Annotated in this window: 20 protein-coding genes; all 20 read right to left on the bottom strand. The window is 71.0% G+C overall.

Translation table 11 applies throughout. The features are described 5' to 3' along the window. Window positions 1-6: 6 nt before the first annotated feature. Complete coding sequence (locus ACZ44S_RS04300) at window positions 7-504, bottom strand: hypothetical protein (protein WP_285512879.1); 498 nt, start codon at window positions 502-504, stop codon at window positions 7-9. Between the two features lie 438 nt (window positions 505-942). Next, window positions 943-2,130 carry a hypothetical protein gene (locus ACZ44S_RS04295; protein WP_285512878.1) on the bottom strand — a complete coding sequence of 396 codons (1,188 nt, stop codon included), beginning with the start codon at window positions 2,128-2,130 and terminating at the stop codon, window positions 943-945. Next, window positions 2,127-2,585 carry a hypothetical protein gene (locus tag ACZ44S_RS04290; protein WP_285512877.1) on the bottom strand — a complete coding sequence of 153 codons (459 nt, stop codon included), beginning with the start codon at window positions 2,583-2,585 and terminating at the stop codon, window positions 2,127-2,129. The genes ACZ44S_RS04295 and ACZ44S_RS04290 overlap by 4 nt, the downstream gene beginning before the upstream one ends. Before the next feature lie 331 nt (window positions 2,586-2,916). Continuing rightward, window positions 2,917-3,402 (bottom strand): hypothetical protein, encoded by a 486-nt coding sequence (locus ACZ44S_RS04285; RefSeq protein ID WP_285512876.1) that lies wholly within the window; start codon window positions 3,400-3,402, stop codon window positions 2,917-2,919. A 9-nt stretch (window positions 3,403-3,411) separates the two neighbouring features. Next, window positions 3,412-3,729 (bottom strand): hypothetical protein, encoded by a 318-nt coding sequence (locus ACZ44S_RS04280; RefSeq protein WP_285512875.1) that lies wholly within the window; start codon window positions 3,727-3,729, stop codon window positions 3,412-3,414. After that, window positions 3,722-4,465: a glycosyltransferase family 2 protein gene (locus ACZ44S_RS04275; RefSeq protein ID WP_285513055.1), complete on the bottom strand. Its 744-nt coding sequence runs from the start codon at window positions 4,463-4,465 to the stop codon at window positions 3,722-3,724. The genes ACZ44S_RS04280 and ACZ44S_RS04275 overlap by 8 nt, the downstream gene beginning before the upstream one ends. Window positions 4,466-4,512: 47 nt before the next feature. After that, entirely contained in the window at window positions 4,513-4,959 is a 447-nt protein-coding gene (locus ACZ44S_RS04270) for a hypothetical protein (protein ID WP_352230211.1), read from the bottom strand. A 224-nt stretch (window positions 4,960-5,183) separates the two neighbouring features. Continuing rightward, entirely contained in the window at window positions 5,184-6,095 is a 912-nt protein-coding gene (locus ACZ44S_RS04265; RefSeq protein ID WP_466924382.1) for a DUF8094 domain-containing protein, read from the bottom strand. Between the two features lie 184 nt (window positions 6,096-6,279). Beyond that, a complete protein-coding gene (locus ACZ44S_RS04260) occupies window positions 6,280-6,789 on the bottom strand; it encodes a hypothetical protein (RefSeq protein WP_285512873.1) in 510 nt (169 codons plus the stop codon). Between the two features lie 48 nt (window positions 6,790-6,837). After that, a complete protein-coding gene (locus ACZ44S_RS04255) occupies window positions 6,838-7,542 on the bottom strand; it encodes a hypothetical protein (protein WP_285512872.1) in 705 nt (234 codons plus the stop codon). Window positions 7,543-7,686: 144 nt separating this feature from the next. Then, window positions 7,687-8,073: a hypothetical protein gene (locus ACZ44S_RS04250; protein ID WP_285512871.1), complete on the bottom strand. Its 387-nt coding sequence runs from the start codon at window positions 8,071-8,073 to the stop codon at window positions 7,687-7,689. Window positions 8,074-8,311: 238 nt separating this feature from the next. Then, window positions 8,312-9,241, bottom strand: coding sequence for a hypothetical protein (locus tag ACZ44S_RS04245; protein ID WP_285512870.1), 930 nt, complete (start codon window positions 9,239-9,241; stop codon window positions 8,312-8,314). Continuing rightward, window positions 9,231-9,401 carry a hypothetical protein gene (locus tag ACZ44S_RS04240; RefSeq protein ID WP_285512869.1) on the bottom strand — a complete coding sequence of 57 codons (171 nt, stop codon included), beginning with the start codon at window positions 9,399-9,401 and terminating at the stop codon, window positions 9,231-9,233. The genes ACZ44S_RS04245 and ACZ44S_RS04240 overlap by 11 nt, the downstream gene beginning before the upstream one ends. A 106-nt stretch (window positions 9,402-9,507) precedes the next feature. After that, entirely contained in the window at window positions 9,508-10,074 is a 567-nt protein-coding gene (locus ACZ44S_RS04235; RefSeq protein ID WP_285512868.1) for a hypothetical protein, read from the bottom strand. After that, on the bottom strand, window positions 10,071-11,606 hold the full coding sequence (locus ACZ44S_RS04230) for a VirB4 family type IV secretion system protein (RefSeq protein ID WP_285512867.1): 1,536 nt from the start codon (window positions 11,604-11,606) through the stop codon (window positions 10,071-10,073). Before ACZ44S_RS04230 ends, ACZ44S_RS04235 begins: the two co-directional genes overlap by 4 nt. Window positions 11,607-11,634: 28 nt before the next feature. Beyond that, on the bottom strand, window positions 11,635-12,096 hold the full coding sequence (locus ACZ44S_RS04225; RefSeq protein ID WP_285512866.1) for a DUF6238 family protein: 462 nt from the start codon (window positions 12,094-12,096) through the stop codon (window positions 11,635-11,637). A 112-nt stretch (window positions 12,097-12,208) separates the two neighbouring features. After that, entirely contained in the window at window positions 12,209-13,681 is a 1,473-nt protein-coding gene (locus ACZ44S_RS04220) for an SCO6880 family protein (RefSeq protein WP_285512865.1), read from the bottom strand. A gap of 81 nt (window positions 13,682-13,762) precedes the next feature. Further along, window positions 13,763-15,142: an SCO6881 family protein gene (locus ACZ44S_RS04215; protein WP_285512864.1), complete on the bottom strand. Its 1,380-nt coding sequence runs from the start codon at window positions 15,140-15,142 to the stop codon at window positions 13,763-13,765. 35 nt (window positions 15,143-15,177) lie between these two features. After that, window positions 15,178-15,870 (bottom strand): hypothetical protein, encoded by a 693-nt coding sequence (locus ACZ44S_RS04210; RefSeq protein ID WP_285512863.1) that lies wholly within the window; start codon window positions 15,868-15,870, stop codon window positions 15,178-15,180. After that, window positions 15,870-16,184, bottom strand: coding sequence for a DUF6112 family protein (locus ACZ44S_RS04205; RefSeq protein WP_285512862.1), 315 nt, complete (start codon window positions 16,182-16,184; stop codon window positions 15,870-15,872). Before ACZ44S_RS04205 ends, ACZ44S_RS04210 begins: the two co-directional genes overlap by 1 nt. Window positions 16,185-16,382: the final 198 nt, after the last annotated feature.

Here is a 16,382-nt window from a genome sequence, read left to right as displayed (position 1 = left end):
CCGCCGTCAGCGGAACGGGTTCTCCGTCCCGCGGTCCGCCTCGGTGGCTGCGCCGAGGAGTTCGAGCAGGTCAGTGCCTTCGGCATCGCGCTGGTCGATCCACCATCCGGCACGGGTGATGGAGCGGGCTTTCTCCTCCAGCGCCGCCCAGTCCGTCTCGTCCCAACTCCCTTCTATGACCAGCGCGGTGTGTGCGGCAGTCATCAGCTGGTGTCGGGAGCGCTCGCCCCAGTCCAGGGCCTTCTGCGGGCCCTCCAACTGCGGCATGTCGAACTGCTTCGCCCACGCGACGGCCGCCTCCTGCTCCTCGGTGCGCTTCGCCGCGAGCCACTCCTGCTTGGACTCGGTGTCGGTGTCGCGCGCCGCCTTCCAGCAGTCGGTGCAGTCCTTCGACGCGAGCCATCGGGCGAAACCGGCTCGCTTGTCGGCAGGACGATTGGACAGGTCATGATCCACACGGTGGGAGCAGGCGTGCTCCACGGTCCACTGCGTACGCACGGCCATAAGCGGGTCTCCTCAAACGGGTTGGAAGTGGTGGGGTTGCGCCCTGATCAGGGCGTCTTGTGCCGGCCTCGGAGTGGGCGGCGGTGTCGGCCGCACGCCAGCTGTCCGGCGGGGCCGAGACGTCAGCGCGCGGCGAGAAGGACGGCGAGAAGGCCGCTTTAGCGGCGGGGAGTACAGCGCTGGCAAGCGACTGCTCAGCAAGGCGGTACCGGCGGACTGTCCGACGCCGACCGACAGGATCAGCCACGGGTATGCCTCGCTGGACCGGCCCGCAGGGGCAAGAGTGTCCGTGGTCACGTAGGCGCAGGCGACCACGACGGTCAGGAACGCACCGCGCACGGCGACCGCGACGGTGGCCGCGATGGGCCCCGGCAGAGCCACAAGCGGGAGCCACCCGGCGAGGAACGCGGCATCGGGGCAAGCCGCCGGGGGCGGTGTTCAGCGGTGGCGGGCGGTTGTGCTGGCACGGGGCGGCGGAGTGGGGGGTGTGGTATCCACGGCGGGGCGCGGTCGGGCGCGCAGCGCGGGGGTGCGGTGTGGAGGCAGGACGGCAACGGTCGCGCCGAGGTCCTCAGCAGCTTCTTTGACTTCGCGGGTGAGGAACTCGATCTGCCGGCCCAGCGCTGAAAGGCGGGCGGCGATCTGGCGGCCCTGCATGGTCTCCAGGGCGCTGGCGAACTGGCTGCTTGTTTCCAGGAGTTCCTGGAGGCGGATCATCGGACCGGCGTCGTAGCCGCGTTGGACGGCGCCGAGTAGGGCATCGGAGGCGTCTCCTGCGGTCTGGCCTTCGACGACGTCGCGGATGAGTTCCTGCAGGGACACCTCCGGGGCCGGCGCCGGGCGGTTGAACCGGGAGACGTCCGCGCGCAGCACGCCGGGCGGGACCGGGGCGGGCAGTACCTTCCCTGCCTCGTATTCGTTCGCGTAGTGCCCGATCACCTGCCAGCCCGGTGCGTCCGGGTCGCCTCGCAGCGCGACCAGCGTCGAGTCGTCGTCCTCGATCAGGTGGGCGAGGGTGATCGGCTGCCCGTCGGCGGCGTACCACGACTCGGTCAGCTCCAGCTCGCCTCGCCTCTGCGCTGCCTGGGCCATCTCGGTCCACATCCGCTGTTCCTCGTCGGTCAGCGGAGCCTTGTGGTGCTGGCCAACGCGCTGGTCGGCGAGGTTGCTGGCGATGGAGCTGTGGTCCGCCCAGGCGGTGAGGTGGGGCCACAGGGCCGAGTGCTGAGCGCGTTCGGCCGGGGAGCCGGGGGCGGCCGGCCGGTCGAGGGCCCGGCGGATCTCGGCGGCGGAGGAGGCCAGGCCGTCCAGCACGGCACGCCACCCGGCCAGGTGCCGGGCAGGTGGCAGGTCGTCGAGCACAAGGCGGGCGGCATCGAGCAGAGCCTCGGCGTGTGGGGCGAGGTGGGTGGTGTACGCCTCCACCGCAGCCTTGTCGCGGTGTCCTCGTGCGGCTGCCGCGGCGTCTGGATGGACGGTGCGGCCGAAGCGGTCTCGTGTGATGTCGAGCGCGACCTCGGTCTCACGGGCGATGACCGCCATCCGTAGCCGGAAGTCACGGGCCGCATTGGCGAGTTCCGGTGTCGTCAGGGGGCCGTCGGCGACCGGATTTCTCGCGGGCGTCATCGGGACCGCCCGCCGCCCGGAGCCGTCAGGTGGACGGTCGGTGCGGAGGTGGGCTTCGGCGGGATCGGCCGGGCCGACGGCGGGGAGGTGGTGGGCGGTGTGGAGCGCTGTGTCGTTCGCCCGGCGGAGGCTTGGGCGAGACGGCTGCGGCGCTCCTGGAGCCCGTTGGGCCGGACAGGGCGCGGCGGGCCGGCGGAGAGAGATGGGTCGAGGCGAATGTCGGCCTGCACGGTGTAGCCCTGGCGGCGGAGATCGTGGACGGCCTGGCGGGTGCGGCGGGGGCCGTCGCGCTCGGGCTCGCTGAGCCGGTACAAGCCGGGTTCATCGGGGACGGGCTCGAACTGCTCGCGCACCAGGTACCAGTGGGCGAGGTGCGCGGGCACGTAGGAGGTGAAGGAGGCGACGAAGCCGTAGGTGGCGTGGTCGCCGAAGGCGAAGTGGGGGCCGGGTTGCAAGGGGGCGGGGTTCTCCTCGCGTTGTCGGAGTGGAACTGTCAGCGACTGCGTTGCGCGGGCCGGGCCGTGGTGAGGGGGCGGGTTGGCGCGGCGACGGGAAGGGCCGGGCGGCGGTGAGGTGCGCTCACGCGGGCCTGGCGCAAGAACGTCTCGCCGTCGGTGAGCCAGGTCTCGATGGCCGGCCACGCGCGTGCACGGCGCTCCTGCGGCGGCACAGAACCGTGGACCACCTCGTCGAGCAGGGTCTCGGCATCGGCCACGGCGTCGGCCAGGCGGGACAGCGCCGTATCGTCGTCGGGCCACGGGCTGCTGGCAGGACGGCACTGGTCGATCAGCGTCGGGGCGTGGTCGACGACGACCAGGAAACGGCGCCAGGCATGGTCGAGGAATTCCTCGGTCGCGGAGAGTCAAGAGCAGCGGCGCTCAGAGGGGTGGCGTCGCTGTAGCGGCCGGAGGCGACCATGGCCTGCCAGGTGTCGCGCTCGGAGCGGATGTCCCCGAGTACGGCGGCGATGGCTGCGGTCCGGCGGGCATGGACGGCCTGCTCGTAGGAGGGCAGATACCGGTCGGCGACGGCCTGGGCCGCGCGACCGGCGAACGGCGGCAGGACGATGCTGTGCGGGGCGTGCGGATCGCCGTACCCCTCTTCGAGGCCCTCTGGAGCGAAGGCGCCGACCAGGTAGTCGAGTTGACGGCCGGGGCGCTCGATGAACAGCAACGTGGTGCCTTGCACCGTGTCGGTGAGCGTGGCGGCGTAGGGAATGCGCTCGCTCTGGAGGGCGCGGCCGAGTTCGCCGCTGTCCCAGATCCAGGGCACGAGGTCTTCCTACCAGGCGGGGTGCGAGTAGATCTCGACTGAGGCATGCCACTGGCCCGGCAGCTGGCGGGCGAGGTCGCGGGCGGCATCGCCGATGAAACGCCGGCTGCTCGTGTGCACGCTGGTGCGGTGCCGTTTCGCGCACGTGACCAGGTCGACCACGGTGGTCCCGGTGCCATCTGCCGGCAGGTGGTAGACGCCCTCGTCGTCTCGCCGGAAGCCGCTCTCCGCGAGGGCGGTGTGTGCCCACGGGTACTGCTCGCCCGAGGCGATGGCGACGATGCCCGATTCCCGGCTGTGCGACAGGATGATCTGTGCTTCAGCCATGGACGAGGTCCTCACGGCGGCGCAGGGCGGCGCGCAGGCTGCGGCCGTAGTCCCAGGCGTGCTCGCGGGCAGCCGCCTCCAGCTGGTCGTATCCGACCTGGGCCGTCATCTGCCCGCCCCATTTGCGATATCTGTACACGGGGACCGGCAGCACGATTCCGGGCGCAAGAGCGGTGACGCCGAGGGCCGCGCAGTAGTCCTCGCCCTGGACGAGGCCGCCCATTGGAGCGGCGCGCACGAGGTCGGTGCGGGCGAGGATCGTTGTCGGCCCGATGGGGATGGTGTCCGCCGGGGACTTCCAGTACGTCCACACGTCGCCAGCCTCGTGCCGGCCGGGCGGGGTGGGGCAGCGCCACGGGGTGGTCGAGCCGTCGGGGTGCCGGTCCTCGCTCCATCCCGCACACCAGCCGACCCCGGTCGATTCCAGGGTCTTCAGCCGTACGGACATGGCGTCGTCGGTGAACTCATCATCGTCATCAGCCCAGTTGGTGTACCGGGTGCGGACATGGGTGAGGGCCAGGTTCCGGGCGCAGGCGGCGCCGACCGGGCGGGGCAGAGCAAGCATGCGGATGCGGGGGTCCTGCGCTAGCGGGGCCGGCAGTCGGTCGGGCGAGGCACCGTCCAGGGCGATCACGGCCTCCCACGGCACGGACTGCCGGGTAAGACTGGCGTGCATGGCGGTCAGATACTCAAGCCGGTCTTCGCGCAGGCGGCTGGCGATGACGACGGTGATCAGGGGCGTGGTGTGCGGGGACAGGGAGGGCTCCGGGAAGACGAGGAGAACTAGCGGCGGGCGGCGGGGCGCGGGGTGCCAGCCTTCGCCGGGGCTGCGGCGGGGTCGCTCGGGGGCGGCGTGCTGCGCGATGCCCGGATAGTTGGCGCGGGGGCGAGGGAGGACCAGGCCGCCGGATCGTCGCTGAAAACGGTGCGCGGGTCGGTGGCCCAGTCCACGACCGGGCCGATGTCGTTGTGCAGGAGGCTGATCACCTCGACGCCCTCCTTGTGCAGGACGTACCCCCACTGCATGTCCTGCTCGTCGGCGGTATAGGCGGTGACCGACATCCGCACCGGCGGGGAGCCGTCCGGGGTGATCAGGTGGTCGAGGGTACGGCTGGGCCGCTGCTCGCCGCCGGTCAGCGCGGCCACAAGCGTGGGCGGGGCGCCGTCGAGGAGGTCGGTGCCCAGCTCGTCCCAGCCGACGGCGACGTCGTCGATGAGGTGCCGGGACATGGTCTCGACGTTGCGTCCGAACTTGTACTGGTAGGCGGCCAGGAGCAGCGGGAGGTGGTGGCTGGGTAGGCCGTCGAGCTGGACGTGGATGCCGCTGTATCCCGTGCCGGTGGTGGGGCGGGCGATGAAGGAACGTGTGGACAGGGAGTTCTCCGGATCGAGCGAGAGGGGCGGTGCGTTGGGCGGCCGTCAAGGTGGTGTGCGGCGCATCAGGGGTGGTGCGTCTACGCGCGGTTCGACCAAGAGGCGACCGGGGGGCCGGAGGCTTTGATGCGGGCGCAGGTGTAGCCGATCAGTCGGGACGGTTCGGCCTTCGCTGGGACGGTGGCGGCGTCGTTGCACACGAACGTGTACGTGATGGAGGTGCGGGGCACGTCGTGGAGCCAGGCCCGGTCGTCCTTGCCGGGGTTGATCTGGAGGCCGGAGTGGGCGACGGCGTCGGTCTGGGTGTGCGTGTGGGAGAAGAGGATCAGCGCGCCGCCGTCGGTGGTCTTGAGGGCGTAGGCGTCCGTGTAGCGGTTGGCGGCGCCGGCGAAGACGGTGGTGCCCTGGTTCCCGTAGTGGGTGCCGGTCTTGTCGTGGACCTCGATCTGCCGCTTGCTCGCCTTGGTCGGCGCGAAGACCTTCGTCCCGGTGTGCGCGCCTCCGGTGGCGAAGTTGTCGAGCACGGCTGTGCGCAGCAGGTCGGTGTCCGCTGCCAGTTGCTTGTTGCCGTTGGCGGCGATGGCCGTCGCGTACCCGTCCCGGTCGAGGGCGATGTCGGGCAGTTTCTGGCTGTCGAGGTCGACGACGGAGACCATCTCCCAGCGCTTGTGCTGGGGCCGTTCGACGAACACCGCAAGACGCGAGGGGGCCTTGCCCTTCTGGTCCGAGAGCACGGCGGCGAACCAGCGGTCCTGCCCGACTCTCAGGCGCGGGATGTACAGCTCGGCGCTCGCCAAGTCGTAGGACCACGGCTTGTACGGCTTGCGGTCTGCCGCGGGAAGCCCCTCGGTCTCTCTGTAATCCGATACGGACATCGCGTACAGCGGGCCGTCCTCGACCGTGTCGAGCAGGTGGCGGTTCCGTTCGGTGTTGGCCTCGTTGTTGATTTTCGAGTAGTGGGCGATCTGGGCCAGGGCCTCCTTCTTCGTCAGCGCCGGCTCGGCGGCCGGCGCGGGGGAGGCGTTGCGAGGGGCCGCTGCTGTGATGTGGGCGTCGGGACTACCGGAGGTGGCGCAGGCGGACGCGCTGAGCGCGACGGATACGGCGGTGAGCAGGAGGGCGGTGCGGCGGGCGGAGGTGTGCAGGGGAATCAGGGAGCTCCGGGAAAGTAGCGGGTTAGCGGGTACGGGATGCGGTGGCGGATGCCGTCGGCGGGGACGGCGCGGTCACGGCGGGTGCCAGGCGGGTATCGGCGGCGGCACGCAGTTGCTTCGCGGCGCGGACGAGGCAGGTGCGGCTCTCACGGAGGCGGTCCACGAGACCCTGGTGCGCGGAGGCGATCGCCCGGGTGCGGGCGGGACCAGGCGCTTGGTGGGTGAGGTCGGCGTGAAGGCCGAGGTGGTGGACGGCGGCGCCGAGGGCGGCGAGCGCGGCACCGGTGGGCTCGGCCGCTTGGACGAGCGCGAGCGTGGTGCGGCGGTGGGTGGCCGTGATGCGGGTCGGGTAGCGGGCGGTGACCCGGTGTCGGAAGGCACTCTCGCCGACGAGGTAGGTCAGCAGCTGGGCTAGGTGGCGGACCTCGTCGTCCAGGATCTCGCTCAGGGCCGGGTCCGGTGGGATCTGGTCGGGGAGCGGGAGGTGGTCGGCTACGGTGTTGAGCCGGTCGGCCATGTCGTGCAGCAGCATCCGCTGGTCAGGATCGGACAGCGGGAACTCCAGGATGGGTGGGGGCGTCTACCGCCGTGCTGAGCACGGCGTGCCTGCCGTCGGCTGCGTGCCCAGCGCCGCTGTGGGCAGGCGAGTCGGTGGGCGGGCGGAAGCGGGGGCGGCGAGGGGCTGCGTGCCGCCGATGAGGGAGGGGTGGCCGTCGAGTTCGTCGAGCCAGCTGAGGAGCTTGGGCAGGTTCTTGTCAGGCCCGTACGCGAGGTAGGTGCCGTCGGCGCTGTCGCAGCCGAACCACTCGGCGATCCCCAGGCGTATCCGGGAGTTGACGCGGCCCATGTGTACGCCTTTGCCGCGGGCCTTCGCCTCGCGGGCCAGCCGTTCGGCGACGGGGCCGAGTTTCCACTCGGTTGATCCGGCCAGGAACAGGACGTCGAAGTTGTCCCACGGCAGCAGCCCGGGTGCATCGCAGTTGTCCTGGGCCGCGTAGGCCGCGGGGATGCCCAGTTCGCGGATGCGGGCGAGCCACGGCAGGGACTCGGTGAGGGTGCCGGCGGCGTCGAACGGCTGGTCCGGGGCGAGTGCCCACAGGCAGCGGTCCGGTCCGTACCGTTCAACGGTCCGGCTCAGCCAGGCGAACCACGCTTCGGCGCCGGGCCAGTAGCGGCCCTTGCCGTCGCTGCCGAACTTGGAGTTGTCGCAGGCGTACAGGGCGCCGTCGGGGATGCGGCTGCCTTGTGCGGGGGTGGTCATGCAGCCGATGCGTCCGGCGCTCATCGCGGCCCGTATGTCAGGCCCCGAGGGAGTGCCGAGATACAGCACCGGGCACCTCCCCGGCAGGCGGATGACGAGTTCGGCCGGAAAAAGGGACGGCTTGGTGCTCGGCGGAGGAAGGGCCTGTTCGTCCTGTGCGGGCCCCGGTCACCGGCTGCGCGGACGGCTCTGGCGTGGGCGTATGACGGGATAGGCGACCTGACTGGGTGCGTGCTGAGTGACGTGCTCGGTGGCGGAGAGACCGTCGAGCCCGACGCTGGGCAGGACGCGGCCGTCCTGGCTGAAGTGGACCTCGACGTACTGCGCGTGCAGGTCGTCTTCGGGATCGGTGCGCCTGAAGACGCAGAGGGTCTCCCGCCAGGTGCCCTCGTGGTCGTGGCAGGTGCTGGTGATGCTCAGAGACCAGGGGTCTTCGGGCCCGGGGCAGCATTCGCCACGAGGGTGGTCCGGCAGTTGGGTGTGCGCGAGCAGGGCTTCAAAGAAGGCCAGGTCGTCAGGGGTGAGGGTGTGGTGCTCAACGTAGGAGAAGGACATGGGCCGTTGGATCGCTTCTGTGCGTGCGGGGGCCGGGTGGGCGCGGTCGGCGAGATGGCCGAGGTGGTGAATGGCGGCACCGAGCGCGGAGAGTGCGAGACCGGTGGGCTCGACGGGGGTCGTGAGGGCGAGGGTGTTCGGTGCTCATAGCCGTGGGCCGGGCAGGCGTACGGCCAAGGCGGACAGGTCACTGCGGGGTGAGGCCATGTGTTCCTGGGAGGGAGGCAGCAGTCCGGCGTTAGCGCGTGTGCCGCGGCGGTCCCGGCGGCAGGGCTCGCGGGGGAGGGGACGGCGGACGGGCCGAGGCGGACGGGAGCCGCGGTGCTGGCAGGAGCGGGGTCAGTGCCCGCATCCGGTCCTCGGCCACGTGCAGCACCTCTGCGAGGTTGCGGATCTCGGCGGCGGCGTCGGCGAGGTCGTAGGACAGGTCGAAGCCGTCGTCCTCCTCGGCTTCCTTGGCTTTCTCTCCGGCGGCTTCGAAGAACTCGCCGAGCCGTTCGAGCAGGCCGTTGACAGGAGCCAGGACTTGGTGCAGCAGGGCAGCGGCGTCCGCGTGCGACTCGGCCCCGTTGAGCCGGTCGGTCAGAGTGAGCATCGCCTCGCCGTAGACGTAGACAGGGGCGCGGTCTGCTGTGTCGGGGGCATCCGGGGCCCGGGATGCACGGAGTGTCGGCGTAACAAGGAGCGCGTGCGGGTTTGCATTGGGTGAGACGGGAGGGGGCAGCAGCCCGAGCTGGGCAAGGCGTTGGCCGATCGCCTCGATCAGGGGCGTGGCGTTGCCGCCGTGGCGTGCTTCGGGCCGCTTAGGAGCACCGGGGTCGGCGGCGGGGGCCGAGTCGTAGATCACTTCGAACAGCGTCTGGTCGTCGGGATGCTGGCGGGTCACGATCCACCCCTGTGGGTCCCCTGGCGGGCGGTCGCAGGAGGGCTCTTGCGGCGGACCGATGATCAGGTAGCTGTCGTCGGGGAGCGAGACGCGCACGATGTAAGTGCTGAGGCCGAACTCGATGTCGCACTCCAGCCCGCGCTCTCGCAGCGGCGTGGTGATGTGCGCGTGGCGGTGCCAGAGGTCCTGCCACCACGGGGTGTCCACGTTGTGATGGTCGGGAAGCGGTGCGAGCGTAGCCGCGCGGCGGGCGTCTGGAGTGCTCGCCTCGTCAGCGGCCACGGTTCCTCCTGCGGTAGCCCGGCGGGCGGTGGGGCGGAGGTATCTGGCGAGCGGGGCTGGCTTCCGGCTTCGGCACCGGGCTGAAATCGAGTTCGTACTCGTCGTAGGCGGCGATCAGGTCGTGCTCCATCTGGGCTTCGCGTTCGGCGATCTGTGCCATGAGGTCGTCGTGCTCGGCCTGGCACTGCTGGTAGTCGGCCCAGTCGGCGTCGCTGAAGTGGGCGGGGCGGTTCAGAGGACTCCTTGAAGGGGTGGGGGCGGCCGGGTCAGCGGTGGCGACCGCCCGGTTTGGGCGGCGGCACCGGGTTCTGGCGGTGGGAGGGCGGGAGGAAGAAGCGGTGGAAGTCGAGGTGATCGGTGAGTTCCTGGACGGCGTCACCGAGCGACTCGGACGCGCGCCGCAGACAGGAACGCGCCGTTGCGTGCTCGATGACCATGCGCTTGTCTCGGAAGTATCTGTCGTGCTCGCTGTGCGACCGCGGCAGTGAGAGCGCGGTCTGTGCGGTCTCGGCGAAGTGCGGTACGGCCTGGCTCGACAGGGTGACCGCCGACGCCAGATGGGCGAGGACGGCGCTGCCGGCACGGTTCGTACTGGAGGTGGTCCGGGCGAAGTCTGCGGTCAGCTGGACGACATCACGGGCGAGAGCCTGTGCGCCGGTGACGTGCTGGAGAAGCGCGGTGTAGGACGGCGAGGCCGGGACGTGACCGGTGTCGTCCAGCAGCTCCCACTGCTCGAACGCGCCGGAGAGTTTGCCTCTTACGGCGTTGAGCGCGTCGATGAGGTGGAGGGTGGTGGCGCGCGGGATCAGTTCACGCTGGATATCAGGTTTCATGAGCCTTTTGCGGTTTTTGTATGCATTCGAGCGTCGGTGTCGAAGAGTGCAAGCTCGTGCGCGTGCAGGAGGTGCTGCACGATGAAAGATCGTCCGGCGACTTTCCACAGGCCACGCCCTCGGTTGAGGTGGGCGATGGCGTCCATTTCGACGGAGGTCAGGCCGAGTAGCGAGGCTGCGGCGTGGAGTTGGTCGGTCTCCTGGCGGTAGATGATGCGGGTGCTGCAGTCGGCGAGGAGGCCCTCGGCCAAGGCCCGGCCCTGTGATCCTGCGTCGCCGGCGGTGAGCAGGTCGGACAGTCGATGGATCACCATGAGGTTGGCGATGCCGAGGCCGCGGCTCAGCTTCCACTGGGCCTGCATGCGCTGCAGCAGGCCGACGTGCCGCATCAATCGCCACGCCTCGTCGTAGACGATCCAGCGCCGGCCGCCGGACGGGTCGGAGAGGGCGGATTCCATCCAGGCGCTCGCGCAGGTCATGGCCAGGACGAGGGCGGTGTCGTCGCCGGAGCCGCCGAGCCGGGAGAGGTCGATGGTGAGCATCGGTGCGTGCGGGTCGAAGGCGACGGTGGAAGGGGCGTCGAACATGCCGGCCAGGTCACCGTGGACGAGACGGCGCATGGCGTGGGCCAGGTCGCGTGCGGCGTCGCCGAGTTGGCCCGACATCATCCCGGCGGCCTCGTCGAGCGCGCGGGGGTTGTTGAGGGCGGCGGCGACATCGCCGAGCAGCGGGGTGCGGCCGGTGGCGGCGGCGCGGGTGACGACGGCGTCCAGGGCGACGTCCAGGGCGGTGTGCTCCATGGGCATCAGGTCCCGGCCCAGGACCGTCCGTGCCAGGGAACCGAGCAGGAGCAGGCGCCGCTTGCGGATCTCGCCGACCCAGTCGGCCTCCGCCACGCCCTGCGGGCGCGGGGCCGCATCCAGGGGGTTCAACCTGCCGGGCAGGCCGGGGCCGAGAGCGACGGACCGGCCGCCGAGGGCTTGCGCCACCGGCGTCCACTCGCCCTTCGGGTCACACGGGACGTAGACGCGGTATCCGAAGGCCACCGAACGCAGCGCGAAGCTCTTGGCGAGCGCGCTCTTGCCCTGGCCGATCACCCCGGCGAGCAGGAGGTTCGGGTTGGTGAAGCCTTCGACCTTGCCGTACAGCGCGAACGGATCGAAGACGAAGGACGCTTCCGCGTGGACATCGCGCCCGATATAGATGCCCTCCGCGCCGAGTCCGCCTTCGGCCAGGAAGGGATATGCGCCGGCGGCCACGGCCGTCGTCATGCGGTGGGCGGGCAGCTTCAGCCGGCTCCCCCGCGCGGAGGCGGGTCCGGGACGTCCGCTCGCCGGGTAGAGCGCGGTGGGCATCTCGTGGGCGGCGGACGTGCTCGCGGTCTGGTGGGCACTGGCTTCCGCGCGAGCCTTGGCGGTGGCCTCGGCGAGCTGGCGACGGGCGGCCTTGCGGCTGGCACGGTCGGTGCCGTGGGGGGTGAACAGGGGGCTGGCGGACGCGCGACGGGCGCGACGGGCGGGCCGGTGGTTCATCGAGGGCCTTCGATTCTGCGGGTGGTGCTCATCGCACGCAGGCCGTGGTGTGCGGGCGAAGGTCGGTGGGGGTGGTCTTGCGGCGGATGACGTGTCCGGCGGCGAGGTGGCGCTGGCAGATCGTCAGTACGGGCGGCCCCTCGGGTAGCTGTTCTGGATGGCAGGCGCTCGCCTCGGCGTCTGCCACGGTGGTGCTGGGCAGCAGGTGGAAGGCGGCGTGGACCTCGCTGGTGGCCTGCCAGAGGCGGGTGTGCGCGCTGGCCAGGTGACGGCCGGCGGCGGGGTGCGGCGGACGGGTGGCTACGGCGAGGCGGTCCAGGAGCTGGTGCAGGGCGGTGAGGTGGGCGTGCAGTACGTCAAGGTGCAGGCGGTCCGCCGGCAGGGGCAGGGTCGCGTCCGACGAGGCAAGAGCCCGGGTGTGGTGGCGGACGCCAGCGCTCGCGGCGCGGAGGTATGGGTGCGCGTTGTCCGGAGGTGTGCGGGAGGTCAAAGGTGGTGGTCCTTCCTGCCGGGAGGCAGGGCGGCGACGGGTGGTCCGTCGCGAGTTATCGAAGAGCGGCGGGCCAGGGTGAGGGCGGCAACAGTGCAGGGACGAGCCCGACTCACAGGGCGGTCCGAGCGAGCGGGAGCGCGGCGAGGGTGAAGGCGTCCGGCTGCTGGTAGTTGAGCCGTCGCAGATCGACGCCCGAGGTGACAGCATGGGTCTCGATCTGTGCGCAGGCGGCGTCCAGGGCCGCGTCGGTCTCGGCAGTGACTGTGACCAGGCCGGTCAGAGCCACGTCGGCATGCCCGGCGATGAGCTGGCGCTCACGCTGCTTGACGTCGGCATACTCGACGGAGTCTTCCTCACTGTCGACCTGTCCCCGCCGGGCCCTCTCGTTGGCATCGGCGATGATCGCCGCCTTCTTCCGCTGGACGTCCCGCAGCGCGGACTCGAGCCCCTGCGGCACGTATATGAGGGAGAGGCTGCGCCGCACGCCGGCCGTGAACATGATCCCGTGCAGGAACCCGGCTCCCATTTCGGTGCGCGGCCAGTTCTCCACCCAGTACGTCGCGTGCCGGGCGCTGTCAGTGGCGAGGCGGTCGTACTCCTCGAACTGGACGACAGGCCCGGCGGCGGCGGGATCGGCCTCGGCACGGCCGGTCTCGGACCACTGCTGGAGGGCACCGAGCGCCCCCGGGTCGTAGGCGGTGCGGATCACGGCGGCGATCTCCCGCGCGGTCAGCCACCCGGTGACCTGAAGCCCGGCGTTACGGGCGGCCTGGGCGATGGACGCAGTCGTCTGCTCCATCACGGTGAACGCCCCTGGCAGCCCGCCGCCGGCCTGGCTGATCAGGCGCCGGGCGGCCTTGAGGTCGAGGGAGATGGCGAGGTAGGTCTCGTGCGGGGCGGCTGCGGGGCCGGCCGAGGCGACCAGTTCGGAGTAGATCTGTCCAGCGACGGGGGTCTGGGGCTGCCCGTTGTGGGTCCAGTGGCGGGTGAGGGTGTCGCCGCTGTCGGGGACGGTGCGCTCCAGGACCTGCACGGTGGCGACGTGACCGGTGCGGGCGATGCCTGCGAGTGCGCGCCCCCAGCTGGTGACGTTGTGGTTCTGGGTGGCGGGGTCGAGGAGGGCGAAGGCGCGGCTGGTGACGCGGGCGATGGCGGTCAGGGTCTGCTGGTGCGGGTCGTGGATGGCCGCGGCGCCGTTGGCGGAGTCGCCGGGGGTGACGACCTTGAGGGAGGCGGCGGTACCGGGCAGATGGAGGATGCCGTCCTGCCGAGGCCGGGTGACCGGCCTCGCGAGCCAGAGGGTCTGGCCGGTGCGGCGGCGGTGTGCGTAGCGGGCGACGATCGGCGCCCAGTCGATCAGGGAGCGGCCGTGTCGGCGGATCGCGACGAGTGCACCGGATGCCGCCCACAGGGGGGCCAGGGCGACGGCGCCGAGCAGTCCGGTGGAGATCACCGTCATCAGCAGCAGGGCCAACGTGCATGAAACGAGGACGAGTTGGGGCAGGGAGAGGCCGAGGAGGATGCCGCGGCGGGACCGGTGCGGGAACTTCACCGTGACCGGGGCGACGGACAGATCAGTCAAAGGTCGGGTCCTGGAGGCGCGGGTGGAACCCGGGGGCGGGAGGTGGCGTGCACATCCCGCCCCCGGTAGTCGGGCAGGGGATCAGAGGCCGGTCGGAGGCGGCGGCGGTCCGCTCGCCCCGCTGGACGCAGCGTTCTGTGAACCGGAGGACGGTGGTGCGCCCTGCGGCGGCGGGGTCGTGGTCGGGGGGACGGACTGCCATCCGCCGCCCATGCCGGACGCGGCGTTCGCCCCGGCTCCGCCCGGCCCCGGGCTGCCTCCCACCTGGCCGCTGGTGTTGTCGGACACACTCGTCGGCGCGGGCGGTACTGTCTTTTCCAGGCCGGACTTGATGGCATCGCCACCGGGCGAGCCGCCCGTTCCGCCGCCTTGCGAACCTTCCTTGCCCCCTCCGCCTCCGCCGGTCGGGCTGGCGGCAATGTCGCCGGGAAAGCCGCCCCCGCCAGCGGCATCAGGGCCCTGCGGTGCAGCGCCTGCTCCGGCGGCAGCGCCACCAGTTCCGGCGGTGGCCGCGGCTGCGGCGGCCTTGCGGGCGGCCTTCTCGGCGTGAGCCTTGGCGATCTGAGCTCCGGCTCCGCCTGCGCGGTGGATGGACTCGCCGTCGGTGCCGTCGGCCGCCCAGTGGACGAACTTGAAGACGGCATACGGGCACAGCAGGACCAGAATCATGATCACGATGCCGGACATGACGTCCGCGAGGGCCGCGATGCCGTCCTTGGCCTCGGTCCTACCCATGGCGGCGATGCCGAGTACGAAGATCACCGTCATTAGGAGCTTGGAGACCACGAGGGTGGCGGTGGCCTCGATCCAGCCCTTGCGCCAGCGTCGGGCGACCTCCCAGCCGCCGCCGGCGGACGCGAAGACGGCCAGCGTGACCATGACGAGGATGCCGACCTTGCGGACCATCATCACGCACCAGTACAGGAAGGCGCCGATGGCGGCACCGAGGCCGACGACGACTGGGACGAGCCAGCCCAGCCCGGACAGGGACGGGATCTGGCCTACCTTCACGATGCGGCGCACGGCCGACTCGATGTTCAGGTGTGCGGTCTTGAACAAGCCGTCGGAGACGGCGTCGACCACCTCGACGGCGACCGTGGTCAGGGCGATGGCGCAGAAGGCGAACAGGACGCCGCTCATGGTGCCGGTGAACGCTTGTGTCAGTGCTTGTCCGTCGCGCCGGACGGCGGCCCGGACCAGCTGCGCGCAGAACGTGGCGACCAGCAGGACCAGGCCGAGTGGCAGCAGCATCTCGTAGTTGTCGACGAACCACGATGCGTTGAGGTCCACCTTCGTGGTGGTGTCGACTGCCTCGGCAGCCAAGTCGGCTGCGGCGGCGGCCAGTTCACCGGCGGACTTCGCCAACCAGTCACCGATGGCCTTGCCGGGATCCGAAGCGAAATCCACCGCGTCGCCGACAGCACACAGCTTGTCGGCCAGGGGGTAATCACAGAAACCCACGGGGAGTTGCCCTCCTTTCTTGTCTCAGGCGCGGGTCACTGCGTGACGCTCGGAGCGATGGCGGCCAGGGTGCAGTCGTGATTCGGGCGGCACTGCACGGCGAGGGTCACGGCGCGTTCCTCGGCCCCGCCGCCGCCCTTCTTCCAGGCGATCTGCTGCTTGCCGTTGACGGTGACGACGTAGATGTACGCCTCGGTGATCGCGGACGGGTCGTCGGCCAGGGCCTGCTTGAACGCGGAGGGGTAATGGCCCTCGGTGACGCCGGCGGTGGCGTGTTGGTCCTGGTCTGCCATCCGCGACCACAGCAGCGGATCGGGAACCTGGCCGGAGACCGACGCCCAGTCGGCGTACTTGGTCTCGGTGATCATCCAGGCGCGCATGCCGGCGAGCTGTTGGTCGCGATTGGTGTCGCGGGTGTCGTAGGTCCACAGCATCCGGGCAGCCGCCTTGGCGTAGGCGACCGGCTCGGCGATCTGCGGAGGCTTGGGCACGGAACCGGATCCGGAGGAAGGCTTCGGTGCGGCTTCGGAGGCGATCGGGCTGCCGGTCGGGGCGGGCGCAGTGGCGGCCGGGCTCTGGTGGCCGTTCCTGCCGCCGGTCAGCAGGGCGACGATCACGGCGATGGCGAGCAGGGCGGCGACGGCAGCGGCGACGATCGCGATGCGCCGGTTGGCTGACCAGCTCGTGCCGTACGAGGACAGGGAGAAGGCGGGGAATCGTTTCCGCATTAGTGGACCTGCGATCCCAGGCCGGAGAAGAAGGCCACGATTCCGTTCGCGGCGCCCAGGCCGAGGGCGGCGCCGGCGGCGACGACCGCGCCCTTCTTGCCGTTGGCTTCGGCCTGGTGGCCACCGGTGTGGTGTCCCCAGGCCCATACGCCGAGTGAGACGGCGAGGGCGCCGACGACGGCGATGATCCCGAACATGTTGATGCTGTTGACCACGTTCTTCAGCACGCTCAGGCCGGGCAGGCCACCGCCCTTGGGTGAGATTCCTGGGTCGTAGGCGAGCTCGATGACGCGGTCTGCGAGAGGGACGGACATAGGTGTGGCGGGGCTCCTTGCTTACGCGGGCCAGGCGAGGGCCGACGGGAAGGGGAAAGCGGAGAGGGAGGTGCGCGTGGGGCGCGGAAGTGGCCGCGGCGGCAGCCCCACCCGGGGCGGCGCCGAGCGCCGGGGAGGGGTCACTCCTCGGGCCGGGCGCGGCTTTGAACCCGCCTTTTCGGCTCGGGGTTAGGGAGG

This window comes from Streptomyces malachitofuscus, assembly GCF_055571035.1.
The sequence above is the reverse complement of the archived record's forward strand: the minus strand, read 5'-3'. Positions and strand labels throughout refer to the sequence as shown.